This is a genomic window from Pseudomonas sp. Root401, assembly GCF_001425105.1.
Classification (GTDB): domain Bacteria; phylum Pseudomonadota; class Gammaproteobacteria; order Pseudomonadales; family Pseudomonadaceae; genus Aquipseudomonas; species Aquipseudomonas brassicacearum.
The window spans coordinates 29,756-54,075 of record NZ_LMDO01000005.1 but is presented as its reverse complement, the minus strand read 5'-3'; the positions used below and the strand labels follow the sequence as shown (position 1 = coordinate 54,075).

General features: G+C 62.2%; 25 protein-coding genes and 1 riboswitch. Of the genes, 20 read left to right on the top strand and 5 right to left on the bottom strand.

Annotated elements, in window-relative coordinates; translation table 11 throughout:
* Nucleotides 1-119: 119 nt before the first annotated feature.
* The 5 genes from ASC85_RS05760 to ASC85_RS05740 all read left to right on the top strand — a co-directional run bounded on the left by ASC85_RS05760 (nt 120) and on the right by ASC85_RS05740 (nt 4,695).
* The gene (locus ASC85_RS05760; protein ID WP_057448602.1) at nt 120-1,178 is read left to right on the top strand and encodes a DUF2066 domain-containing protein; all 1,059 of its coding nucleotides are present in this window, start codon (nt 120-122) and stop codon (nt 1,176-1,178) included.
* A 32-nt stretch (nt 1,179-1,210) separates the two neighbouring features.
* A complete protein-coding gene (locus tag ASC85_RS05755) occupies nt 1,211-2,284 on the top strand; it encodes an AI-2E family transporter (RefSeq protein WP_057448601.1) in 1,074 nt (357 codons plus the stop codon).
* A 169-nt stretch (nt 2,285-2,453) separates the two neighbouring features.
* The gene (hda, locus tag ASC85_RS05750) at nt 2,454-3,158 is read left to right on the top strand and encodes a DnaA regulatory inactivator Hda (protein ID WP_003178999.1); all 705 of its coding nucleotides are present in this window, start codon (nt 2,454-2,456) and stop codon (nt 3,156-3,158) included.
* Nucleotides 3,159-3,370: 212 nt separating this feature from the next.
* Nucleotides 3,371-3,997 (top strand): C40 family peptidase, encoded by a 627-nt coding sequence (locus ASC85_RS05745; RefSeq protein WP_057448600.1) that lies wholly within the window; start codon nt 3,371-3,373, stop codon nt 3,995-3,997.
* A 164-nt stretch (nt 3,998-4,161) separates the two neighbouring features.
* Nucleotides 4,162-4,695, top strand: a complete 534-nt coding sequence (locus tag ASC85_RS05740) for a C40 family peptidase (protein ID WP_057448599.1) — start codon at nt 4,162-4,164, stop codon at nt 4,693-4,695.
* 138 nt (nt 4,696-4,833) lie between these two features.
* On the opposite strand, the gene ASC85_RS05735 is transcribed toward ASC85_RS05740, so the two are convergent.
* Complete coding sequence (locus tag ASC85_RS05735) at nt 4,834-6,144, bottom strand: PQQ-dependent sugar dehydrogenase (protein WP_057448598.1); 1,311 nt, start codon at nt 6,142-6,144, stop codon at nt 4,834-4,836.
* Between the two features lie 250 nt (nt 6,145-6,394).
* Entirely contained in the window at nt 6,395-6,979 is a 585-nt protein-coding gene (locus tag ASC85_RS05730; protein WP_057448597.1) for a hypothetical protein, read from the bottom strand.
* Nucleotides 6,980-7,132: 153 nt separating this feature from the next.
* Nucleotides 7,133-7,360: riboswitch (cobalamin riboswitch) on the top strand.
* An 80-nt stretch (nt 7,361-7,440) separates the two neighbouring features.
* Here ASC85_RS05730 and cobO point away from each other — a divergent pair.
* From cobO to ASC85_RS05665, 13 genes are all read left to right on the top strand, one after another.
* Nucleotides 7,441-8,067, top strand: coding sequence for a cob(I)yrinic acid a,c-diamide adenosyltransferase (cobO, locus tag ASC85_RS05725; protein ID WP_003204642.1), 627 nt, complete (start codon nt 7,441-7,443; stop codon nt 8,065-8,067).
* Between the two features lie 11 nt (nt 8,068-8,078).
* Complete coding sequence (locus tag ASC85_RS05720) at nt 8,079-9,476, top strand: cobyrinate a,c-diamide synthase (RefSeq protein ID WP_057448670.1); 1,398 nt, start codon at nt 8,079-8,081, stop codon at nt 9,474-9,476.
* Nucleotides 9,473-10,123, top strand: a complete 651-nt coding sequence (bluB, locus tag ASC85_RS05715) for a 5,6-dimethylbenzimidazole synthase (protein WP_057448596.1) — start codon at nt 9,473-9,475, stop codon at nt 10,121-10,123. The genes ASC85_RS05720 and bluB overlap by 4 nt, the downstream gene beginning before the upstream one ends.
* Nucleotides 10,120-11,028, top strand: a complete 909-nt coding sequence (cbiB, locus tag ASC85_RS05710) for an adenosylcobinamide-phosphate synthase CbiB (protein ID WP_057448595.1) — start codon at nt 10,120-10,122, stop codon at nt 11,026-11,028. Before bluB ends, cbiB begins: the two co-directional genes overlap by 4 nt.
* Complete coding sequence (cobD, locus tag ASC85_RS05705) at nt 11,021-12,013, top strand: threonine-phosphate decarboxylase CobD (RefSeq protein ID WP_057448594.1); 993 nt, start codon at nt 11,021-11,023, stop codon at nt 12,011-12,013. Before cbiB ends, cobD begins: the two co-directional genes overlap by 8 nt.
* The gene (locus ASC85_RS05700) at nt 12,010-13,461 is read left to right on the top strand and encodes a cobyric acid synthase (protein ID WP_057448593.1); all 1,452 of its coding nucleotides are present in this window, start codon (nt 12,010-12,012) and stop codon (nt 13,459-13,461) included. The genes cobD and ASC85_RS05700 overlap by 4 nt, the downstream gene beginning before the upstream one ends.
* A 150-nt stretch (nt 13,462-13,611) precedes the next feature.
* On the top strand, nt 13,612-14,133 hold the full coding sequence (gene cobU / locus ASC85_RS05695) for a bifunctional adenosylcobinamide kinase/adenosylcobinamide-phosphate guanylyltransferase (protein ID WP_057448592.1): 522 nt from the start codon (nt 13,612-13,614) through the stop codon (nt 14,131-14,133).
* Nucleotides 14,130-15,185, top strand: a complete 1,056-nt coding sequence (cobT, locus tag ASC85_RS05690; protein WP_057448591.1) for a nicotinate-nucleotide--dimethylbenzimidazole phosphoribosyltransferase — start codon at nt 14,130-14,132, stop codon at nt 15,183-15,185. Before cobU ends, cobT begins: the two co-directional genes overlap by 4 nt.
* Nucleotides 15,182-15,757, top strand: coding sequence for an alpha-ribazole phosphatase family protein (cobC, locus tag ASC85_RS05685; RefSeq protein WP_057448590.1), 576 nt, complete (start codon nt 15,182-15,184; stop codon nt 15,755-15,757). Before cobT ends, cobC begins: the two co-directional genes overlap by 4 nt.
* 2 nt (nt 15,758-15,759) lie before the next feature.
* Nucleotides 15,760-16,491: an adenosylcobinamide-GDP ribazoletransferase gene (locus ASC85_RS05680; protein WP_057448589.1), complete on the top strand. Its 732-nt coding sequence runs from the start codon at nt 15,760-15,762 to the stop codon at nt 16,489-16,491.
* Between the two features lie 72 nt (nt 16,492-16,563).
* Nucleotides 16,564-16,968 carry a MarR family winged helix-turn-helix transcriptional regulator gene (locus ASC85_RS05675; protein WP_003204618.1) on the top strand — a complete coding sequence of 135 codons (405 nt, stop codon included), beginning with the start codon at nt 16,564-16,566 and terminating at the stop codon, nt 16,966-16,968.
* A 52-nt stretch (nt 16,969-17,020) separates the two neighbouring features.
* A complete protein-coding gene (locus ASC85_RS05670; RefSeq protein ID WP_057448588.1) occupies nt 17,021-18,229 on the top strand; it encodes an MFS transporter in 1,209 nt (402 codons plus the stop codon).
* 181 nt (nt 18,230-18,410) lie between these two features.
* Nucleotides 18,411-18,962: a glutathione peroxidase gene (locus tag ASC85_RS05665; RefSeq protein ID WP_057448587.1), complete on the top strand. Its 552-nt coding sequence runs from the start codon at nt 18,411-18,413 to the stop codon at nt 18,960-18,962.
* Between the two features lie 90 nt (nt 18,963-19,052).
* On the opposite strand, the gene ASC85_RS05660 is transcribed toward ASC85_RS05665, so the two are convergent.
* From ASC85_RS05660 to ASC85_RS05650, 3 genes are all read right to left on the bottom strand, one after another.
* Nucleotides 19,053-20,324, bottom strand: coding sequence for an OmpP1/FadL family transporter (locus tag ASC85_RS05660; protein ID WP_057448586.1), 1,272 nt, complete (start codon nt 20,322-20,324; stop codon nt 19,053-19,055).
* A 145-nt stretch (nt 20,325-20,469) separates the two neighbouring features.
* The gene (locus ASC85_RS05655; RefSeq protein ID WP_013694058.1) at nt 20,470-20,952 is read right to left on the bottom strand and encodes a hypothetical protein; all 483 of its coding nucleotides are present in this window, start codon (nt 20,950-20,952) and stop codon (nt 20,470-20,472) included.
* 276 nt (nt 20,953-21,228) lie between these two features.
* On the bottom strand, nt 21,229-21,453 hold the full coding sequence (locus ASC85_RS05650; protein WP_003204606.1) for a hypothetical protein: 225 nt from the start codon (nt 21,451-21,453) through the stop codon (nt 21,229-21,231).
* A 953-nt stretch (nt 21,454-22,406) separates the two neighbouring features.
* Here ASC85_RS05650 and ASC85_RS05645 point away from each other — a divergent pair.
* A complete protein-coding gene (locus ASC85_RS05645; RefSeq protein WP_072348674.1) occupies nt 22,407-22,730 on the top strand; it encodes a sel1 repeat family protein in 324 nt (107 codons plus the stop codon).
* A 188-nt stretch (nt 22,731-22,918) separates the two neighbouring features.
* Complete coding sequence (gene rmuC, locus ASC85_RS05640) at nt 22,919-24,307, top strand: DNA recombination protein RmuC (RefSeq protein WP_162254868.1); 1,389 nt, start codon at nt 22,919-22,921, stop codon at nt 24,305-24,307.
* The last annotated feature ends 13 nt before the right edge of the window (nt 24,308-24,320 follow it).

Sequence of the window (24,320 nt, the reverse complement as noted above, 5' to 3'; positions counted from 1 at the left end):
GGTGATGACCGTGCGAAACTTCCACCGGGTGTGTGAATGTTTTGCCGGGTGCTGTGGTCACAGCCATGCTCAATCTTCTTCACACGGCCTGTTCCAGCCGTTATGTCCGGGAATCTTCCATGCGTTTGTTCAAATTCTTGTCCGTGGGCTGCTTGTCGCTGATCAGCCTGGCGAGCCATGCCGAAACCGTCAATGGCCTTTATCAAGTGCTCGAACCGGTCAGCAACCAGACCCCGGAGGAGCGCAATCAGGCGACGCTGCGCGCTCTGGATACGCTGGTGCTGCGCCTGACCGGCGACGCCAAGGCCGCCCAGAATCCAGGGTTGGCGGCGCTGCGCAAGGACCCGCAACAGATCATTCTTCAATATGGCTACGACGCCGGCCCGCCGGAAAGCCTCAAGGTGGACTTCGACCCGGCGAGCACCGACCGGGCATTGCGCTCGGCAGGCTTGTCGCTGTGGAGCGCGAACCGGCCATCGATCCTGGGCTGGTGGCTGAATGACTCGGTCGAGGGCTCCAGCCTGGTGGGCGATGGCCAGGCCAGCGCCACGCCATTGCGGCGTGCCGCCCAGCATCGGGGGCTGGCATTGCACTTGCCGCTGGCGGACTTGAGCGAGCAGATCGTTGCCACCGCACCGAACCTGGAAGGCAACGACCCGGCGCCTTTGCGCGCTGCCTCGGAGCGCTACGCGACAGACGCCTTGCTGGCGGTCCACGCCAAGGAAGAGGGCGGACAGTGGAACGGCACCTGGCGCCTGTGGCTGGGCGATCAGCGTGAGCAGGGCACTGCCCAGGGCGCTGATCCTGCGGCACTGGCTGACGCGGTGATGTTGGCGGTGAACCAGCGCCTGGCGCCACGCTTCGTCGCCAAGCCGGGCGTGGCCACTGAACAGTTGCTGGAAGTGCAGGGCATGAACCTTGAGCGGTACGCGGCGCTTGGGCGTTTGCTCGAGCCATTTGGTGGGCAGTTGCAGCAGGTTGAGGGTGATCGGATCGTCTATCGAGTCAACGGCAGCGCCGAGCAGTTGAAGGCGCAACTGGGCCTGGCGAAATTGCAGGAGATCCCGCCCGGCGAGGCCGTCGCGCCAGTGCCTGTGGCGCCGCCCGCCGCCGATGGTTCGGCCCCGGTTGCAGCACCTGTGCCAGCGCCGGCAGCCAATCTGCGGTTCCGCTGGTAGGTTTTCTTTCTTTATATAGCTAGGAGTGGTTCATGGGCGATACGCGGCGTTGGTTCTGGTTGGGCGGGGTTGCCCTGCTGATTGCGCTTATCTATTTGCTGCATCCGATCCTGACGCCGTTCCTGGTTGCGCTGCTGCTGGCCTATCTGTTCGACCCGGTGGTGGATCGCCTGGAAAAACTCGGCCTGTCGCGGACCTGGGGCGTGGTGGCGGTGTTTGCGCTGTTCACCTTGATTGTGAGCGCACTGTTGCTGGTGCTGATCCCGATGCTCGCCAAGCAACTGCTGCGCCTGTACGAATTGGCGCCGCAGATGCTCGATTGGTTGCAGCACAGCGCGGTGCCGTGGGTGCAGTCGAAGTTGGGGTTGGCGGACGGTTTCTGGAAGTTCGACAAGGTCAAGGCGGCCATCAGCGAGCACATGGGCCAGACCACCGACATCGTCGGCGTGGTGTTGAGCCAGGCCACGGCCTCGGGCCTGGCGTTGATCGGCTGGCTGGCGAATCTGGTGCTGATTCCGGTCGTGGCCTTCTATCTGCTGCGGGACTGGGACCTGATGATGGCGAAGATTCGCAGCCTGCTGCCGCGTCACCGTGAAGAACGCATCATGACCCTGACCGGCGAATGCCATGAAGTGCTGGGGGCGTTCGTGCGCGGGCAACTGCTGGTGATGGTGGCCCTGGGCTTCATCTATGCGGCAGGTTTGATGCTGGTGGGCCTGGAGCTGGGGTTGTTGATCGGCCTGATCGCCGGCCTGGCCGCCATCGTGCCGTACATGGGGTTTGTGATTGGTATTGGCGCGGCATTGATCGCCGGATTGTTCCAGTTCGGCGGCGACCTGTACCCGATGGTGGGCATCGTCGCGGTGTTCATGGTCGGTCAGGCACTGGAGGGCATGGTGCTGACGCCGCTGCTGGTGGGCGATCGTATTGGCCTGCATCCGGTGGCGGTGATCTTCGCGATCCTGGCGGGGGGCGAGTTGTTCGGCTTCACCGGGATCCTGCTGGCGCTGCCGGTGGCGGCGGTGATCATGGTGCTGGTGCGTCATATGCACGATTTGTACAAGGATTCGGACATCTATAGCGGCGCCGAAGACCCTGATCTTTAGAGCGAATGTCGGGCGCAGCGTCAGGGAAACCGTCGCTCCGCTGTCTTGTCGCTGCAAACCTTTGATTTTGCTCGTGGTCCGGCGCATTGTGCGGTCCGCGCCACGGGTATAAACTTTGCGCACTTTACACAGAGGCCACTAACGGTTCCTTGGGAACTGTTCAGTCAGCATGAAACCGATTCAGCTGCCCCTAGGTGTGCGTCTGCGTGATGACGCCACCTTTATCAATTACTACCCAGGCGCCAATGCCGCAGCACTCGGCTATGTCGAGCGGCTTTGCGAAGCCGACGCCGGCTGGACCGAAAGCCTGATCTATCTGTGGGGCAAGGACGGGGTAGGGCGCACGCATCTGTTGCAGGCCGCGTGCCTGCGGTTCGAGCAATTGGGCGAACCTGCGGTGTACCTGCCGTTGGCCGAGTTGCTCGATCGCGGCGTTGAGATCCTCGACAACCTCGAGCAGTACGAACTGGTCTGCCTGGACGATCTCCAGGCCGTGGCCGGCAAGGCTGACTGGGAAGAAGCGCTGTTTCATCTGTTCAATCGGTTGCGTGACAGCGGTCGGCGCTTGCTGATCGCCGCCTCGACGTCGCCACGGGAGCTGCCGGTGAAGCTGGCGGACCTCAAGTCCCGTCTCACCCTGGCACTGATTTTCCAGATGCGCCCGCTGTCCGACGAAGACAAACTCCGCGCCTTGCAACTGCGCGCTTCCCGGCGTGGCCTGCACCTGACCGACGAAGTCGGGCATTTCATACTCACCCGTGGTACCCGCAGCATGAGCGCGTTGTTCGAACTGCTCGAACGTCTCGACCAGGCCTCACTCCAGGCCCAGCGCAAGCTGACTATTCCTTTTTTGAAAGAAACCCTGGGCTGGTAGAACCGTTGTAGGTAGTGGCTCTTGGCCTGCTCTGGACGCGGCGAAACCCGCGGTCCTGCTGGGTTGCAGGCCACGTGACGTTCAAAATGGGCTTAAGCGCTTAGATGTAAACGTAAAACCGAGAAGTCACATTTGCATCGATTGAATTTGCAAATGAGGTTGATAGAAGGCATAGTCTCGCCATCTTTACTACTTCAGCCACGGTCGTGCCCATGCTAAATCGCTTCGCACCCCTCGTGCCTCTCGCACTCGTTACCCTGTTGTTTGGTTGCGCTGCCCACTCCCCAGTGTCCCAGCAAGAGCAACAACCACAGGTCAAGACCTCCGTTACCGCCCAGTCTTCCTCCGTTGCGTTCCAGGAAGAAATGGCCTCCGACAAAGAACTCGCAGCCTTCGCCGGCAGCAAGCCTTACCAGCTTCCAGTACTGGCTGACAGCATCCTGGAACGCGGCATGTCGTTGATCGGTACCCGCTACCGTTTTGGCGGTACCTCTGAAGCCGGCTTCGATTGCAGCGGTTTCATCGGTTATCTGTTCCGCGAAGAGGCCGGCATGAACCTGCCGCGTTCCACTCGCGAAATGATCAACGTGAATGCCCCACTGGTGGCTCGCAACCAACTGGAACCCGGTGACCTGCTGTTCTTCAGCACCAACGGTCGTCGCGGTCGTGTCAGCCACGCCGGTATCTACCTGGGCGACAACCAGTTCATTCATTCCAGCAGCCGCCGCAGCGGTGGCGTGCGGATCGACAGCCTGGGCGACAGCTACTGGAGCAAGACCTTCATCGAAGCCAAGCGCGCCCTCGCCATGGCACCGACTGTGGTCACTGCTCGCAAGTAAGCACACAGTTTGTAAGGCAAACTTAAAGTCTTACTTGAAGTTTGCCGTATAGCCGCTAGAATCCTGATCATTGTTTGATGGCAATCCGCCTGCGTACTCCGCAGGCGGATTTGTTTTCATGCCCACGGCAGAAAAGCCGCATCCAGATCAGGATTGTTCTGCATATGTCGACGTCGGCCCGCCTCGCCCTCATGTTTCTTGCCGCGCTGCTCAGCGCGTGCGCCAGCCGCACTCCGCCGCCTGCTCCAGTGCGGGCTCCGGTGGTCTTTGCACCCTCGCAACCCTTTTCCCCGGCCGCCGAAGATGTGCTCTTCCGGGCGCTTGGCCTGGTGGGCACGCCTTATCGCTGGGGTGGTAACACGCCGGATTCGGGTTTTGACTGCAGTGGCCTGATTGGCTATGTCTACCGCGACGCCGCCGGCATTTCCCTGCCGCGTTCCACCCGCGAGATGATTGGCATGCGGGCCCCGGATGTCGGCAAGGAAGCCTTGCAGAGCGGCGATTTGATCTTCTTCGCCACCAATGGTGGCTCCCAGGTCAGCCATGCCGGGATCTATGTCGGTGAGGGCCGTTTCGTTCACGCGCCGGCCACGGGTGGCACGGTCAAGCTCGATAGCCTGTCCAAGACCTATTGGCAGAGGGCTTACCTGGGCGCCAAGCGTGTGCTGCAGCCGGAGCATCTGGCGCGCAATCCCTGAGTTGTTGTTTTCCTGATCTGTGGGAGCAAAGCTTGCTCGCGAAACAGGCGCCTCGATCTCTGAGAGACCGCATTGCTTCCATCGCGGGCAAGCCTTGTTCCCACAAATCGGGCGGTGCTCACAAGGGCGCGCCTGCCTTTATTTGCCTGACACGCGCCAGATCTTGTTCCCCACATCATCGGCCACCAACAAGCCACCCTGCTTGTCGATCACCACGCCCACTGGCCGGCCCTGGGCTTTTTCGTCGACGTTCAGGAAGCCGGTCAGCACATCCACCGGTTGCCCCACCGGCTTGCCGCCGCTGAACGGTACGAAAATCACTTTATAACCACTGTGGGGCTTGCGGTTCCAGGAGCCGTGCTGGCCGATGAAAGCCCCTTCGGTAAATGGTGCGGGCAAGGTACTGCCCTCGGCGAAGGTCAGGCCCAATGAGGCGGTGTGGGGGCCGACGGCGTAGTCCGGGGCGATGGCCTTGGCCACCAGGGCCGGGTTCTGCGGTTCGACCCGGACATCGACGTTCTGCCCATAGTAGCTGTAGGGCCAGCCATAGAAGGCCCCGTCCTTGACCGACGTGATGTAGTCCGGCACCAGATCGCTGCCGATCTCATCCCGCTCGTTCACCGCTGTCCAGAGTGCGCCGCTGCGGGGTTCCCAAGCCAGGCCGTTGGGGTTGCGCAAGCCCGAGGCGAAGATGCGGTGATTTCCGCTGGCACGGTCCACTTCCCAGATGGCGGCGCGACCTTCCTCGGCCTCCATGCCGTTTTCCGCGACGTTACTGTTCGAGCCGGTGGTGACGTACAGCTTGCTGCCGTCGCGGCTGGCAATCACGTTCTTGGTCCAGTGATGGTTGAGTGTCCCCCCGGGCAGATCGACGACTTTGGTCGGCTGCGCCTTGATTTGCGTATCACCGTCCTTGTAGGGGAAGCGGATCAATCGGTCGGTATCGGCCACGTAGAGGTCATTGCCGACCAGGGTCATGCCGAACGGTGAGTTGAGGTTTTCCAGGAACACCGTGCGGGTTTCTGCGATGCCGTCGTGATTGGCGTCGCGCAACAGGGTGATGCGATTGGGGCTGGGCACGCTGGCGCCGGCGCGGCCCATGACTTTTTTCATCACCCAGCCCCGGATGCCCTTGGCGTCGTCGGGCTTGGGTGGGGCGTTGGTTTCGGCCACCAGCACATCACCATTGGGTAGCACATAGAGCCAGCGCGGATGGTCCAGTCCTTCAGCGAATGCACCCACTTGCAGGCCCTGGGCCGGGGTTGGCTTGGCGCCTTGCGGCCAGCCGACGGCTTCGGCGATGTTGACGGTGGGGATCAGGGTCTTGTTCGGTTCGGGCAGTTTCGGCGCTGGGCCGGTGCCGTCGGACACTTGCAAGGTGGAAGACTCGCCACAAGCGACAAGTCCGGCGGCAAGGGCGACGATCAGGAGGTGGGGTGGCTTGAGCATGCTGGCTTCCCTATGAATGCATGTAGTTATTCATAGAGGAGCGTAGACGCACGATGGTTCAACCGTGGGTAGGCCTGTCAGCCAGGCAAGATCCCTGTGGTGTATGGGGGGGTGTCTGCTGAAATCCAGTGTGGGAGCGAGCTTGCTCGCGATGGCGGTGTATCAGCCTGCGTTGATGTTGAATGGCACACCGCTATCGCGAGCAAGCTCGCTCCCACAGTTTCTTCCACAGTTCCCAGTGTGCAATGAATCAACCATGGGCCTGTTTGAACAGCACCGCAATGCCAGGATGGTAATGCCCGGCTTCATTGCGCAACTTGCGGTAGGCGTAAGGGAAGTACCAGGCCACGGCGCAGGTATGTTCCTTCTGCAGGTCGTCGATCATGTCCTGCAATTCTTCGGGCGTGGCGCTTTGCTGGGCTTTTTGCGGCGAGACGAACAGGCAGCCCAGCTTCAGGTCGCTGGCATAGCTGATGCGCTTGGCATCGCTGGTGGCTTCCAGTAGCGGCTGGGTCAGATTCAGATTGCTGACCTTGGGCCAGCGCTGGGTGGCCTGGATGAAGGCGCGCTCCTCGGTGCTGGCGATGAACAGGTCGGCGCTGACGTTGCGTTCGCCTTCTTCATTCTGCTTGCGGGTCGGGGCGTTCTGCAGCGTGACCATCTCGGCCATCCAGGCCGCGGCCGAGAGCAAGCCGAGGTTGGCTTTTTCATCGAACCAATAAGGCGTGTCGTTATCGCCACGCACCGCGTTGTAGCGGTCGATACAGTCAAACCAGCGTTCCAGCACCGGGCGCAGGAATTCCAATTTTGGATTGCTGATGATCATGCCTTGCATGCTTTGCCCTCTTGTTCTTGTGATATCGGGTCGTAGTGTCGCTTTGATATCACTTGCCGCAGAATCACACAAGATTGGCGTCATTTTATTGATCGGCGCCAATGATCGCCCCGACAGGCGGCTTTAATTGACGCTCCCCCCCCAACCCTCTAACCTTCGCGGCTTGTTTCAGGTGCTCTGTGGCTGCGGTCGACAGAGTGAAACAGGGAAGCCGGTGAGTGCACACGAACCCGGCGCTGCCCCCGCAACGGTAAATGAGTCAACGCTGCGCTTTGTGGCCACACAGGCCACTCACCACTGTGTCGTATGACATGGGAAGGCGCGCAGCCAGGCACCACGCCGCTCATGAGCCCGGAGACCGGCCTGATTCATCCAACGGCATCACGGTGGGCGATGCCAGGCTTGTTGCCGTCTTTTTTTGTGCCCGCCCGCCGTTATCCAATCCCAAACGGAGGCTTCCCATGACCGACTCCCTCTTCACCGACACGTCTGATCGCAACGAACGCCACCTGGCGCGCATGCTGCGCAAGAAAGCCGTGATCGACGAGCGCATCGCCAACTCGCCGAATGAATGCGGCTTGCTGCTGGTGCTGACGGGCAACGGCAAGGGTAAGAGCAGCTCGGCGTTCGGCATGCTTGCGCGGTCCATGGGCCACGGCATGCAATGCGGCGTGGTGCAGTTCATCAAGGGGCGCAACAGCACCGGTGAAGAGCTGTTCTTCCGTCGTTTCCCGGAGCAGGTGCGCTTTCATGTCATGGGCGAAGGATTTACCTGGGAAACCCAGGATCGCCAGCGCGACATCGCCGCCGCCGAAGCCGCCTGGGCAGTATCGCGTCAGTTGCTCAGCGATCCGTCCATTGGCCTGGTGGTGCTCGATGAGTTGAACATTGCCCTCAAGCACGGTTACCTCGACCTCGATCAGGTGCTGAGCGATCTGCAGGCGCGCCCACCGATGCAGCACGTGGTGGTGACCGGTCGCGGTGCCAAGCCCGAGATGATCGAGCTGGCCGACACCGTGACTGAAATGGGCATGATCAAGCACGCGTTCCAGGCGGGTATCAAGGCGCAGAAAGGCGTCGAACTGTGAGCGATCCCGCCATGACCAGCCGCCACTGTCCGGCGGTGCTGATCGCAGCGCCGGCCTCGGGCCAGGGCAAGACCACCGTCACTGCTGCGCTGGCCCGGTTGCATCGCAACCAGGGACGCAAGGTGCGTGTATTCAAATGCGGCCCGGACTTCCTCGACCCGATGATTCTGGAGCGGGCCAGTGGTGCGCCGGTCTATCAATTGGACATGTGGATGGTCGGCGAGCAGGAAAGTCGCCGACTGTTGTGGGAAGCCGCTGCCGAAGCGGACCTGATCCTGATCGAAGGGGTAATGGGGCTGTTCGACGGCACCCCCTCGAGCGCCGACCTGGCACGGCATTTTGGCGTGCCGGTGCTGGCGGTGATCGATGGCACGGCCATGGCTCAGACTTTCGGCGCCCTGGCCCTGGGCCTGGCGCGTTATCAACCCGATCTGCCGTTCGCCGGTGTCCTGGCCAACCGGGTCGGCACCTTGCGCCACGCGCAATTGCTCGAAGGCAGCCTGACCGAAGGCCTGCGCTGGTACGGTGCGCTGTCCCGGGAAACCGGCATCGAATTGCCCAGTCGTCATCTTGGGTTGGTCCAGGCCAGCGAGTTGAACGACCTCGACGTGCGTCTCGACGCGGCCGCCGAGGCCCTGGCCGGCAGTTGCGAAGTGGCGCTGCCGCCAGCGGTGGAGTTCGCCGCGCCCGAGGTGATTGCCGTTGAGCCGTGGCTCGCCGGGGTACGCATCGCCGTGGCCCGTGACGAAGCGTTTGCCTTTACCTATGGCGCCAGCCTTGATCTGCTGCGGGCCATGGGCGCGCAGTTGAGCTTCTTTTCGCCGATTCATGACAGCGAACTGCCCGAGGCGGACAGCCTTTATTTGCCTGGCGGTTATCCGGAACTGCACCACGTTGCGTTGGCCGAGAACGCGCCGATGCTGGCAGCGATCCGTGCTCACCAGGCAGCCGACAAACCGTTGCTCGCCGAATGCGGCGGCATGTTGTATCTGCTCGATTCATTGACCGATGTCGAAGGCGTGCGCACCGAACTGCTGGGTTTGCTGGCGGGTGATGCGCAGATGCAAAAGCGTCTGGCGGCCCTGGCGCTGCAATCGGTGGACTTGCCGGAAGGCACCTTGCGTGGGCATACCTATCATCATTCGCTGACCAGCACCGAACTTGAACCGATTGCCCGTGGCCATAGCCCTAACGGCGGGCGCGGGGCGGAAGCGGTTTTCCGGCAGGGGCGCATGACGGCTTCCTATGTGCATTTTTATTTTCCGTCCAATCCCAGGGCGATTGCTGCGTTGTTTGCGCCGGATCCTGAGACCGCTATCGCGAGCAAGCTCGCTCCCACAGGGGACCCAGTGATCTCAAGTGCAACGCTAGCCAATGTGGGAGCGAGCTTGCTCGCGAAGAGGCCATGACCGACACCGCTTTCTCCCAGGCCGAACGTGACGCCATCTACCGCGCTATCGCCGAGCGCCGCGACATGCGCCACTTCGCCGGTGGCACGGTTGAGCCGGCCTTGCTGCGCCGTCTACTGGAAGCCGCACACCAGGCCCCCAGCGTCGGGCTGATGCAACCGTGGCGATTCATCCGCATCAGCGACCGCGCCTTGCGTGGGCAGATCCGCGAATTGGTGGAGCAAGAGCGCATTCGCACCGCCGAGGCCCTGGGTGAGCGCAGCGATGAATTCATGAAGCTCAAGGTCGAAGGTATCGACGACTGCGCCGAAGTGCTGGTGGCGGCGTTGATGGAAGATCGCGAGCGGCACATCTTCGGTCGTCGGACCTTGCCGGAAATGGACCTGGCCTCGCTATCCTGCGCAATCCAGAACCTGTGGCTGGCCTCCCGGGCCGAAGGGTTGGGGATGGGCTGGGTGTCGTTGTTCGAGCCCCTGGCCCTGGCCGACCTGCTGGGCCTGCCCGTCGGGGCCAAGCCGCTGGCGATCCTCTGCCTGGGCCCGGTCGAGGGTTTTTACCCGGCGCCGATGCTCGCCCTGGAAGGTTGGGCACAACCGCGCCCGCTCAATGAACTGCTGTATGAAAACCATTGGGGAGTGAGCCCATGAGTGTGGCGTTGCTCAGTGCCGCCGCCGTGGCGCTGGATGCGCTGCTGGGCGAGCCCCGACGCTGGCATCCGCTGGTGGCGTTCGGCGGTTTTGCCGATCGCATCGAACAACGCTTCAATTCCGGCGGACGCGGTTGGCGCAGCCATGGGGTGACGGCGTGGATCATCGCCGTGGTGCCGTTGACCTTGCTCGCCACGGCCCTGTCCTGGGCGCCGATGGTGGGCTGGCTGGTGGAGATCCTCGCCTTGTACTGTGCCCTCGGCCTGCGCAGCCTCGGTGAACATGTCGAGCCGGTGGCGCGGGCGTTGCGCAGCGGTGATCTGGACGAGGCGCGCAAGCGTGTCGGCTATCTGGTCAGCCGCGAAACGGCTGAACTGGATGAAACCGCCGTGGCCCGCGCCGCCACCGAATCGGTGCTGGAAAATGGCAGCGACGCGGTGTTCGCTGCGCTGTTCTGGTTCGCCGTGGCCGGTGCGCCCGGAGTGGTGTTGTACCGCCTGAGCAATACCCTCGACGCCATGTGGGGTTATCGCAATGAACGCTTCGAGCGCTTCGGTTGGGCGGCGGCAAAAATCGATGATGGGCTCAACTACATTCCGGCGCGCCTGGTGGCATTGACCTACGCGCTGCTTGGCAAAACCCGCCTGGCGCTCAAGTGCTGGCGCACCCAGGGCCCGACCTGGGACAGCCCCAACGCCGGACCAGTGATGGCCGCCGGTGCCGGAGCGCTGGGTGTCGAGTTGGGCGGGGCGGCGGTTTATCACGGCGAGCTGCATCAACGTCCAGCGCTGGGCGAAGGCGTGCCGGCGAGTGCCGACGCCATTGATCGCGGCTGGCAATTGGTCCAGCGCGGCGTATGGTTATGGCTGCTGATTCTCTGCCTGGGAGCTGAGTTTTATGCTTGAGCACGGTGGCCGTTTGCGCAACGCAGTCCGGCAATACGGCATTGCCGAAGCGGATTGGCTCGACTTGTCCAGCGGCCTGGCGCCTTGGCCATTCGACGTCCCGGCGATTCCCCTGCGGGCCTGGGCGCGCCTGCCGGAAACCGATGACGGCTTGGAACAGGCCGCCTGCGATTATTATGGCGCGCTGAATGTGCTGCCGGTGGCCGGTTCGCAGATGGCCATCCAGTTGTTGCCGCGCCTGCGCCGGGCCGGCAAGGTCGGTGTCTTGTCGCCCTGTTACGCCGAGCACGCCGAAGCCTGGCGCCGCAGCGGCTACATCGTGCGCGAAGTGCTGGAGTCGGAGGTGGATTTCTTTCTCGACAGCCTCGACGTGCTGGTGGTGGTCAATCCGAACAATCCCACGGGCCTGAGCCTTGCACCCGAGCGCTTGCTGGACTGGCATGCGCGCCTGGCCCAGCGCGGTGGCTGGCTGGTGGTGGATGAAGCCTTCATGGACGTCACGCCGGCGCTGAGCCTGGCGGCGCACACCCATCTGGTCGGGTTGATCGTGCTGCGCTCGTTCGGCAAGTTCTTTGGCCTGGCCGGGGTTCGCCTGGGGTTTGTATTGGCCGAGCGTCGCTTGCTCAAGTTGCTCGCCGAACAGGTCGGGCCGTGGGTCGTCAGTGGGCCGACCCGAGTGCTGGGCCAGGCGTGCCTGATGGACACCGACGCCCACGCCCGCCAGCGCCAACGCTGCGAAGCCACCAGCCAACGTCTGGCGCTGATGCTCGAACGCCACGGCTTCAAGCCACAGGGCGGCTGCGGATTGTTCCAATGGCTGGTCACCGAGCACGCCCTGGGGCTTCACGATTTCATGGCCCATCGCGGCATCCTCCTGCGCTTGTTTACCAACACCAGCAGCCTGCGCTTCGGGCTGCCGGCCGACGACAGCGAATTCCTGCGCCTCGAACAGGCTTTAGAGGCCTACGCCAAGGACACCCGATGACCACAGTGATGGTGCAGGGCACCACGTCCGATGCCGGCAAAAGTACCTTGGTCACGGCTTTGTGCCGCTGGGGCCGGCGCCAAGATGTGAGCGTGGTGCCGTTCAAGCCGCAGAACATGGCCCTCAACAGCGCCGTGACGGCCGACGGCGGCGAAATCGGCCGCGCCCAGGCGGTGCAGGCCCAGGCGGCGGGGCTGGAGCCGCACACCGATATGAATCCGGTGCTGCTCAAGCCCAACAGCGATACTGGCGCCCAGGTGATCATCCATGGCCGTGCCGTGACCACCATGAATGCGGTGGCCTATCACGATTACAAAGCCATCGCGATGCAAGCCGTGCTGGCCTCCCACGCGCGCTTGAGCGCGGCCTATCCGGTGGTGATGGTGGAGGGCGCCGGCTCGCCGGCCGAGATCAACCTGCGTGCTGGCGACATTGCCAACATGGGCTTTGCCGAGGCGGTGGATTGCCCGGTGCTGCTGATCGCCGATATCAATCGTGGCGGGGTGTTCGCCCATCTGGTCGGCACCCTGGAGCTGCTTTCGTCCAGCGAACAGGCACGGGTCAAGGGCTTCATCATCAACCGTTTTCGCGGCGACATCGCCTTGCTGCAACCGGGCCTGGACTGGCTGGAAGCGCGCACCGGCAAACCGGTGATCGGCGTGTTGCCGTACGTGATGGACCTGCACCTGGAAGCCGAGGACGGCCTCGACCAGCGCCAAACCGCCAAGGCTGAGCAGGTGCTCAAGGTGGTGGTACCGGTGTTGCCGCGCATCAGCAACCACACCGATTTCGATCCGTTGCGCCTGCACCCGCAGGTCGACTTGCAATTCATCGGCCCCGGCCAGCCCATCCCGCCGGCCGACTTGATCATCCTGCCCGGTTCGAAAAGCGTGCGCAGCGACCTGGCCTACCTGCGCGCCAACGGTTGGGTAACGGCGATCAATCGCCACCTGCGCTACGGCGGCAAATTGCTGGGCATCTGCGGCGGTTTGCAGATGCTCGGCCAGCAGGTCCACGACCCGTCGGGGCTCGAAGGCGCGGCCGGTTCCAGTGCCGGGCTGGGCTTGTTGGATTTTGAAACGACCCTGGAGCACGAGAAGCAATTGCGCAATGTGCGCGGGCGATTGGCCTTGGAAGAGGCTGAGGTCAGCGGCTACGAGATCCACGCGGGCGTGACCACCGGCCCGGCCCTGGAAAACCCGGCGGTGCATCTGGAGGACGGTCGTTGCGACGGTGCCCAGAGTCTCGACGGGCAGGTGTTCGGCACCTACCTGCATGGGCTCTTCGAATCACCGGCGGCCAGTAGCGCGTTGTTGCGCTGGGCCGGGTTGCAGGATGTGCAGGCGGTGGATTACCACGGGTTGCGCGAGCGGGATATCGAGCGGCTGGCGGATCTGGTGGAACAGCATTTGGATACTCGGTTGTTGCGTGAACTCTGTGGGATTTGAGGTGGCTGTGCCGGCCCCTTCGCGAGCAAGCTCGCTCCCACATTGGATCTCTGATGACCACCGAATTCATGAACACCTGGATCAACTGTGGGAGCGAGCTTGCTCGCGATGAGGCCAGTCGCCACACCGCCAAATAAAAGGTAATGACCCATGCTGCAACTGATCCTCGGCGGCGCTCGCTCCGGCAAGAGTCGCCTGGCGGAAAAACTCGCCACAGACACCCGATTGCCCGTGACCTACATCGCCACCAGCCAACCCCTGGATGGCGAGATGAACGCGCGGGTCGTGCAACACCGCGCGCGGCGCCCGACCGAATGGGCGCTGGTGGAAGAACCCCTGGCCCTGGCGCGGGTGCTGCGGGAAAACGCCGCCCCCGGGCAATGCCTGCTGGTGGATTGCCTGACCCTGTGGCTGACCAACCTGCTGATGCTCGACGACCCCGAGCCACTGAACGCCGAACGTGAAGCATTGCTGGACTGCCTGGCCGCGTTGCCCGGGGAGATCATTTTTGTCAGCAACGAGACCGGCATGGGTGTCGTGCCGCTGGGCGAGCTGACTCGCCGTTACGTCGATGAAGCCGGTTGGCTGCATCAAGCCTTGGCCGAACGTTGTCAGCGCGTCGTGCTGACCGTCGCCGGCCTGCCCCTGACTCTCAAAGGTACTGCGTTATGAATCACTGCTGGTGGCTGGACCCGTGCAAGCCCGTCGATAGCCAGGTCCTGGAGCAGGCTACGGCGCGTCAGCAACAACTGACCAAACCGGCGGGTTCCCTGGGCCGGTTGGAGTCGGTGGCGGTGCAATTGGCGGGCCTGCAAGGGCAGGTCAAACCGAGCCTCGACCGGCTATGGATCGCGATTTTCGCCGGCGACCATGGTGTGGTAGCCGAGGGTGTATCGGCCTACCCCCAGGAGGTCACCGGGCAGATGCTGCTCAACTTCGTCAGCGGCGGCGCGGCCATCAGCGTCCTGGCGCGGCAACTGGGCGCATCGCTGGAAGTGGTGGACCTGGGCACCGTCACACCATCGCTGGACCTGCCCGGTGTACGGCACCTGAATGTCGGGCCGGGCACGGCGAATTTCGCCCAGGGCCCGGCAATGACCGCGAGCCAGGGCGAGCAGGCCTTGCACGCCGGCCGCGACAGCGTGGCGCGTGCGGTCGCGGCCGGGACGCAATTGTTCATCGGCGGCGAGATGGGCATCGGCAACACCACGGCCGCCAGCGCCCTGGCCTGCGCCTTGCTCGAGTGTCCGGTGGCGCATCTGGTCGGGCCGGGTACCGGGTTGGACGCGGCGGGTGTCAGCCGCAAGGCCCAGGTAATCGAACGGGCCTTGGCGCTGCACGCTGCCCAGGTCCACGACCCGTTGCAGACCCTGTTCAACCTCGGCGGTTTTGAAATCGCCGCGTTGGTCGGCGCGTACCTGGCCTGTGCCCAGCAGGGCGTCGCCGTGCTGGTGGATGGTTTCATCTGCAGCGTCGCGGCCCTGATGGCGGTGCGCCTCAATCCCGCGTGCCGGCCATGGTTGCTGTTCGGCCATCGCGGCGCCGAGCCGGGCCATCGTCACGTGCTGGAAACCCTCGGCGCCGAACCGCTGCTGGACCTCGGCCTGCGCCTGGGCGAGGGCAGTGGTGCGGCGTTGGCGGTGCCGCTGTTGCGCCTGGCCTGTGACCTTCATGGGCAAATGGCGACCTTTGCCGAAGCGGCCGTGGCGGATCGCCCGGCATGACCTTGCGCCTGGACCTGCTGCGTCACGGCGAAACCGAGCTGGGTGGTGGCTTGCGCGGCAGCCTCGACGATGCCTTGACCGCCAGGGGCTGGGAGCAGATGCACACGGCTGTCGAGCAAGGCGGGCCCTGGGATCGCCTGGTGAGTTCGCCGTTGCAACGTTGCGCCCGTTTCGCCGAGCAACTGGGTGCCCGACTCGGCGTGCCGGTGCAGCTGGAAAAAGACCTGCAAGAGCTGCATTTCGGCGCCTGGGAAGGCCGTAGCGCAGCAGCGCTGATGGACACCGACGCCGAGGCACTGGGCCAGTTCTGGGCCGATCCCTATGCCTTCACGCCCCCCGAAGGCGAGCCCGTGCTGGCGTTTTCCAGCCGCGTGCTGGCGGCGGTCGAACGTCTGCACGCGGCCTATGCCGGTCAGCGGGTCTTGCTGGTCAGCCATGGTGGCGTGATGCGCCTGCTGCTGGCTCAGGCCAAAGGTCTGCCTCGGGAGCAATTGCTCAATGTCGAAGTCGGCCATGGCGCGCTGTTTTCCCTGACGGTGTCGGCAGGGCTTGTGCTCAAAGAGGCGGATTGACGATGCTGCCCTTCTGGATCGCCTTGCAATTTCTCAGCAGCCTGCCGGTGCGCCTGCCCGGCATGCCCGAGCCTGAACAGCTGGGCCGTTCGCTGTTGTTCTATCCGGTGGTGGGGCTGTTGTTCGGTGCCCTGCTGTGGCTGCTCAATGCACTGCTGATGGGGGCACCGTCGCTGCTGCACGCTGCGCTGTTGCTGAGCGCGTGGGTGTTGCTCAGCGGCGGCCTGCACCTCGATGGCCTGGCCGACAGCGCCGATGCCTGGCTGGGCGGTTTCGGCGACCGCGAGCGCACGCTGCTGATCATGAAAGACCCGCGCAGTGGGCCGATCGCGGTGATCACCCTGGTGCTGGTGCTGCTGCTCAAATTCACCGCGCTGCTGGCGCTGATCGAGCAGGAGCAAACGTTGGCCTTGATCATCGTGCCAGTGCTGGGGCGTGCCGCGCTGCTCGGCCTGTTCCTTACCACGCCTTACGTGCGTGCCGGTGGGTTAGGCCAGGCGCTCGCCGACCACCTGCCGCGACGCTCGGGCTGGCAGGTGTTGGCGGCCTGTGCGTTGGGGAGCCTGCTGCTGTTGGGCTGGGCCGGGCTGTGGACGCTGGTGGTTGCCGCGCTGGTGTTCATCGGGTTGCAACGGATGATGCTGCGCAGGCTGCAAGGATGCACCGGGGATACGGCGGGCGCATTGCTGGAACTGCTGGAAATGGCCGTTCTGGTAGCGTTGGCGTTGAGTTGAATCCGGATCTTGCTGACAGGACAGCGTTCCTTTAAATTTGCATTCGCTTAGTCGCGGGTATATACACGCATCATGCTTCCTTCCCAATGTCTGTGCATCAACCTGCGTCGTGCCGCACGTGGCGTCAGCAGGTATTACGACGGCGCCCTCGACGGCTTCGGGATCAACGTTGCCCAGTATTCTTTGCTGAGCAACCTGGCACGCCTGGACCAGCCGAGCATTTCTTCCCTGGCCGAAGCCATGGGCCTGGACCGCAGCACCCTGGGTCGTAACCTGCGGGTGCTGGAAGGCGAAGGGTTGGTGGCGCTGGCCGAGGGGGACGACCTGCGTAACCGCATCGTCGTGCTTACTGAAACGGGGCAGGCCCGGCTGGCGGCGGCGTTGCCGGCCTGGGAAGCGGCGCAACAGAAACTGATTGATAAGCTGGGCGCCGAAAAGCGTGCGACCTTGCTGGCCTTGCTGGATGAACTGGCGTGAAGCAGGTTCGTTCGATAATAAGTGGGTATATACCCGCGACCGGAGAACAAGAATGACATCGATGTGGCGTACCTGTGGTTGGGTCCTGGTGGGCAGCGCGCTGATCCTGGCGTTGTCCCTGGGCGTGCGGCATGGCTTCGGCCTGTTCCTGGCGCCCATGAGTGCCGAGTTCGGTTGGGGCCGTGAGGTATTCGCCTTCGCCATTGCCTTGCAAAACCTGATCTGGGGCCTGGCGCAGCCGTTCACCGGCGCACTGGCCGACCGCTTCGGTGCGGCGAAAGTGGTGCTGATCGGCGGTGTGCTGTACGCAGTGGGCCTGGTGTTCATGGGCATGGCCGATTCGCCATGGTCCCTGTCGTTGAGCGCGGGCCTTTTGATTGGTATCGGCCTGTCGGGTACGTCGTTCTCGGTGATTCTGGGTGTCGTCGGACGGGCCGTGCCGGCGGAAAAACGCAGCATGGGCATGGGTATCGCCAGTGCCGCCGGATCCTTCGGCCAGTTCGCCATGCTGCCCGGTACGCTGGGGCTGATCGGCTGGCTCGGTTGGTCGGCGGCGTTGCTGGCGCTGGGGTTGCTGGTGGCGTTGATCGTGCCGCTGGTGAGCATGCTCAAGGACGCGCCGTTGCCGGTGGCCGGCCATGAGCAAACCCTGGCCGAGGCCTTGCGCGAGGCGTGCAGTCATTCCGGGTTCTGGCTGCTGGCGATTGGCTTTTTCGTTTGCGGGTTCCAGGTGGTGTTCATTGGCGTGCATTTGCCGGCGTACCTGGTGGACCAACACCTGCCAGCCAGCGTCGGCACGACCGTGCTGGCCTTGGTCGGGTTGTTCAATATCTTCGGCACCTATACCGCCGGCTGGCTGGGCGGACGCATGTCCAAGCCACGCCTGCTGACCGGCTTGTACCTGATGCGGGCGGTGGTGATCGGTTTGTTCCTGTGGCTGCCCGTGACCACCACCACGGCGTACCTGTTTGGCATGGCGATGGGCTTGCTGTGGCTGTCGACGGTGCCGTTGACCAACGGCACGGTGGCGACCCTGTTTGGTGTACGAAATCTCTCGATGTTGGGTGGGATCGTGTTCCTGTTCCACCAGTTGGGCTCGTTCCTCGGTGGCTGGTTGGGCGGGGTGGTGTACGACCGCACCGGTAGCTACGACTTGATCTGGCAGGTGTCGATCCTGCTCAGCCTGTTGGCGGCGGCGTTGAACTGGCCAGTACGTGAACGTCCGGTGGCGCGCCTGCAAGTCCAGGCCGGCGCAGCATGAGTCGCATCGGCCCGTGGTTGATCGCTGCCGGTGCCAGTCTGCTGCTGGCGTTCGCCTGGTGGGGTTGGCATCAGGGCGGGTTGGCCTTGATGCAGCTGGGCATGGGCAACTGCTGAACAATGGACGGCATCGGACGCTGCGAGTAACGTCGTGGTCTGACGTGCTTTTAAGGAAGATCGACATGTTGACGCGCTGGTTTGCTGTTCCCGCCCTGTTGCTGGCTGTGACCGGGCAAGTCTGGGCCGCCGGTTGCCCACCGTTGCTGGAGGGTTCGTTGCCCAAGCTGCGGGCCAAGGAAACCATTGATTTGTGCCAGCGCTTCGCCGGCAAGCCGCTGGTGGTGGTCAACACTGCCAGCTTCTGTGGGTTCGCCCCGCAATTCAAAGGCCTCGAGGCGCTCAACCAGCGCTACAAGGACCAAGGGCTACAAGTGCTGGGTGTGCCGTCCAATGACTTCAAGCAGGAGTCCAAGGACGGTGCTGAAACCGCCAAGGTCTGCTACGTCAATTACGGCGTGACCTTCACCATGACCGAACCACAACCGGTGCGCGGTGCGGATGCGATACCGCTGTTCAAGCACCTGGCTGAACAATCCGGCGCGCCGAAATGGAATTTCTACAAGTACGTGGTGGACCGCCAGGGCAAGGTCGTTGGCAGTTTTTCCAGCCGGATCAAGCCTGACGATCCCGATTTCATCAAGGCGGTAGAGGCGGCCGTTGCCTCCAAACCCTGATCGTCAGCCACGAAAAAGCCCCGCCTCTTTACAGAGTGCGGGGCTTTTTTTCGCTTCGAGTGGCGAGTGGTTCAGGTTCGCCGTGAAACATCAGAAGCGGTAGGTTGCACCAACACCGAAACCGTTGGCGCTGTTTTCATATTCAGCGTTGTAGGATTGGCCGAGCGCATTGCTGCCGCCGACTTTGACTTTTTCTTCCTTGAGGTAGGAATAAGCCACGTCGATGGTCAGGTCTTCTGTCGGGCTCCAGCCGGCACCGAGGCTGAAGATGGTACGGTCGCCAGTCGGGATGCGTGGCGAGCGGTCGGCGTTGTTGGTCGGTGCCTGGTCGAACGACAGGCCGGTACGCAGAACCCACTGTTTGTTCAACTGGTAGGAAGTACCGATGGCGTAGGCCCAGGTGTCGTGCCAGTTTTGCTCTTCGGTGATGTTGCTGAAGAAGTTGGGAGCCAGGGGGCCAGTCACGCCTTCATTGTTCACGGTGATTTCTTTCAGGCGGCTCCAGCGAGTCCAGGTGCTACCGGCGTAGACGGTCCAGGCATCATTGATTTGTTGGGTGACCGAAAAATCCACCGACTCAGGGGTCGTGATATCCAGCGAAGCATCGTAGCGACCGCTGTCAAGCAGGAAGGCAGGTGTACCCGCTCCCGGGCTCACTTCAGTGTGGCCTTCAAGCTTGTACTTGACCTTGGAGTGGTAGGTCAGGCCAACGCGAGTAGTGTCGGTCGCCTGGACCAGCAGGCCGATGTTGTAGCCGTAGCCGATGTCGTCGCCCTTGATCTTCACGCTGCCGTCATTAGGCGACAGCGGCGTGGTCAGGTCCGATTCCAGGGAGCCGGAAATACGGTTGATGGTTGGGCCGAAACCGATCGATACCTTGTCGTTGAAGGCATAGCTGACGGTTGGCTGGAACGTGACGACCTTCACTTCGCTTTTGCTGCCGAAGTTGCCGCCCTGGAAGCCGTTTTCATAATCGGTGATCAAGCCAAACGGTGCGTAGACACCCAGGCCGAACGCCCATTGATCATCGATAGGCTTGACGTAATAACCCATCGGAACGCCGGTCAGCGGGACCATGTCGCCCTTGTTGGTGCCAGACTGGGTGCCACTGGCATCGTCGATATCGGTGGAGGCATCAATGGCGGCGAAGCCACCGGTGACTTGCTGGCGCTTGAGGCGCGACATGCCGGCAGGGTTACCAAACACGGTGCTGGCGTCATCGGCAACGGAAGAACGACCTGCGAAACCAGTGCCCATGCCACTGATGCTTTGTTCGTTCAAGGCAAAGCCACTGGCGAAAAGTTGAGTGGATGCCAAGGTCACGGCAAGGCCAAGGGTGGTTTTGAGCATGATTTTTTTCATTGTTAGAACTCCTGATGATCACCGGGGCGAAAATTACCAACATTTTCGCGCAAGCGCTATAGCCTGTATCGCTTGATTTAGAGGGGTTTTGTAGGACAATCCGACCAGATTCGCGACCATTTCAGGAAGTTTTAAAGTTTCCCCATCAGCAAGCGACCTGATTCATTGGTGAAACACAGCTTCGCCAGGCGCAGGTGAAATCTCGCAGGCGCCCTTGGGGGTGAAAGGTTTGTCGCCAGATGCGGGCCATGCCTAGCAGGTCATCGGCTTCGGGAAGCGGAGTGTTCTGTTCCTCCACCAGCAGCCAGGCGATGGCGGTGGCGTAGCGCAGGTTGACGGTCAATTCCAGGTGCGGGCCGCTGAGAAAGGCGTGCTGGCTGGCCAGGCCGCGTACCAGGCTGGCACGTTCGGGGTCCAGCGCCAGGTAATGATCCCAGAGTGCCTGGTGTCGGGGCTCGGTAATGCGATACAGGCCATGCCCGCGGCGATCATGCAGGGCTGAACCCAGGGCGGACTGGCTGGCGGCAATACCCAGCAACAAGGATTCCGCAGTTGCGCTGTGACGCTCAAGGTAGAGGAGCGTCGGGCGGATCACATATCGACACAGTTCGCTGGCAGCGATACCCATAAAACCCTCGAAGTGTGAAATGGGCGGAGCCTGAAGAGTGTGGGCTTGGCAGCGGTGGATCGGTCCAGGCCCCGCCGGAAGCGGATCATGCCGCTTGACTTGAAGTGTAGTGTCATATTTGCGTTGTAAAGGACTGTTTTTAAAACATCTTCAGCGAACGGTTATAACTGTTATATCCCTTGGCACTTACGCCGTTTCGCTTGATCGAGAAATTCCAGGCAATAAAAAACCCCGCTTTTTGGGCGGGGCCTTTGGGGTTTCAGCCTTTCTGGCGTCTCAGGCAACCAGTGCCTGGCGGGTACGCTCGATCACGGCCTGCAGCGGTTCGGCGCTGGAGTACTGATCGGGGTACAGGCGTTCGCTGTGACGGGCGATGCCGTGTTCGTTGACCAGAGTGAAACTGAAGCAGCCTTTGCGAGCGGCCATGATCAGGCAGTTCATCGGGGCAAAAGCGTTGGTGAGGGTGCGGATAGCATCCTGTGCGTGGATTTGAGTAGACATGTTATGGGTGTTCCTACAAATGACACGGTTAAGAACCGTGCAACGTTAAAACGTTCCAGTAACGTCGACCACCATTGGTCGAACGAAGAACCCGACTGGAACAAAGCAGCCAGTTTGAGCGCTATATAAGTGCGCGCTTGGGCTGGCAGGTAGGTACTTAGGAGGGCAGGCAACACATCGAGGGCAAAGGTTCTGGGCCCGGGGTGAAGATCCTGATCAATTTGCAGGTTGGTTCGGTCAGAGTAATGAGCTTGGCAACACCCTTTGCATTCGATCAAAGGCTGTGTTGGCGCAAGGTTTACCTGGAAACCATCGAGGGGGCCGGTCTCCTTTTTTCGGTGAGGCGTCCTTTGAAGGATGGCTGACCATGGAGGTGTGTTCGACCCGGAATTGACTTTCAGCTTGGTACTAACGCTGCGGATACTAACGGATCGAACTCGTGAAGGGAAGGGCGTTGGTTGAAAAATATTCAAGTAGGGCCATGAACCGATGTCGGGATCGGACGCGTAGCACAGGACCCGAGTGTATTCGGGTGTGTCCATGCCACCCACGCCGCGCGCAAGGCCTGAGGTTTATCCCCAGGTTTTACCGCCAGATGCGCCAAAAAAATGCAGCGTTATAACCAGTTCGGCTGTTACTTGTGCACACTCGCTACACCACTTGTCACCGTACTGTCATGTCGAAACAATCCGGGGTGGGTGCCTGTATCCAAAATTTAAGTCAATGAAAAACATCGCTTTTTTTTACTGGTGAAAAAATCGTCAGTTTAAGCGCAGGCCCCGTTCCACAGGGCTTTGCGCGAGTTCAGGGTGGGTTGTCCACTGAGTTATCCACAGCTTCTGTGGATTGTCCCAAGCGCTTGCTCTAGCACGGGCGTGCTGGTTTTTTTCGGCTTTACCCGTACGAAAAAAGGAGTAGAGTGGCGCGCCTTCCGATCTATCCCACAGTGTTTTATGAAGTTTCGCTCCGTATCAAATCCTGTTACCTCCACACCCCCTGGTGTTACCCCACCCAAGCGTATTTCGATGCGGGTGGCCGAGTGGCTGCTCGACAGCCCGCGACTGGGGGACAGCCCCAGCGTCAAGCACTTGGCCGGCCGTTTACTCAAGCAACCGGCACGTGAAGGCGTGGTGGCCGCACAAAGTCGCCTCGGACAGTTGATGTGCCGTGAATGCGGCAACGCCCGGGATCGCCGCATTGGCCAGGACCTGCTGCGCCAAGCCGCGCGGGCCGGCGATGATCGAGCCCGCCGGGCCCTCGGTGAAATCGAAGGCTGAAAACGAAGACCGAGCTGGGCAACCCCCAGCCGCTTGGTTAACCTTCGGGCTTTATTTGATCGGCAGGAATTGTCATGGCTATGGATTTGACCAGCCTGTTGCTTGGCCTGGCAGGCGCTGCGGTGCCGTTGCTGGCACTGGCCTGGCACCTGCAACGACAGGCCGGTGCCGCGCAGAACGAGCAGGCCCTGCTGGAAGAGCGCCTGGCCACAGCCCACATGGCCCACGATGGCCTCAACGCCCAGCTCGATGCCTGCCGCGACGAGATCAGCGACCTGAGCCAGGCCAACGCCGCCAAGCAAGCCGAGCTCGCCGCAGCCTGTCGTGAAGTCGAGTTGTTGCAGATCGAGCGCGACAATGCCCGGGATGCGGCCCACGCCTGGAACCTGGAGCGCGCCAACAAGGAAGCGGAACTGCGGCGGCTCGATGCCCAGGCGGCGTCGTTGCATGCCGAACTGCGCGAGCAGCAGGAAAGCCATCAGCAACGCCTGGATGATTTGCAAGGTTCGCGCGACGAGTTGCGGGCACAATTCGCCGAGCTCGCCGGAAAAATCTTCGATGAGCGTGAGCAGCGCTTCGCCGAAACCAGCCAGCAACGCCTGGGCCAGTTGCTCGATCCGCTGAAGGAGCGCATCCAGTCCTTCGAAAAACGTGTTGAAGAAAGTTATCAGGCCGAGGCCCGGGAACGTTTCTCCCTGGGCAAGGAGCTGGAGCGCTTGCAACAGCTGAACCTGCGCTTGAGCGACGAGGCCACCAACCTCACCCGCGCGCTCAAGGGGCAGAAGACCCAGGGCAACTGGGGTGAGTTGATTCTGGAGCGGGTGCTCGAACATGCCGGCCTGGAGAAGGGCCGCGAGTATCAGACCCAGGTCAGCCTCAAGGGCCCGGACGGCGAGCGTTTCCAGCCGGACGTGCTGATTTATCTGCCTGGCGACAAGCAAGTGGTGGTCGATTCCAAGGTCAGCCTCACGGCTTATCAGCAGTACGTGGCCGCCGAGGACGACGCCATAGGTCAACACGCCCTCAAGCAACATGTGGCGTCGTTGCGCGCTCATGTCAAAGGCCTGGCCGGCAAGGATTACAAACGCCTGGATGGCCTGCACAGCCTGGATTTCGTGCTGTTGTTCGTGCCGATCGAAGCGGCGTTTTCCGCCGCCCTGCAAGCCGAGCCGAACCTGTTCCAGGAAGCCTTCGACCGCAACATCGTGATCGTCAGCCCGACCACGTTGTTGGCGACGCTACGGGTGATCGACAGCTTGTGGAAGCAGGAACGCCAGAGCCAGAACGCCCGGGAAATCGCCGAGCGGGCTGGGTGGCTGTATGACAAGTTCGTGTTGTTCATCCAGGACCTGGACGAGATTGGCAGTCGCTTGCAGCAGTTGGACAAAGCCTACAGCGCGGCGCGCAACAAGCTGACGGAAGGGCGCGGCAACCTGATCAGCCGCAGCGAACAACTCAAACTACTCGGCGCCCGGGCCAGCAAGAGCCTGCCCAGCGAATTGCTCGAACGGGCGATGACCGATGCGGATGGGCTGCCTGAGTTGCCGGAAGAAGCCAGCGAGAAAACCCAGGGCTGAAACAGACCTCAAG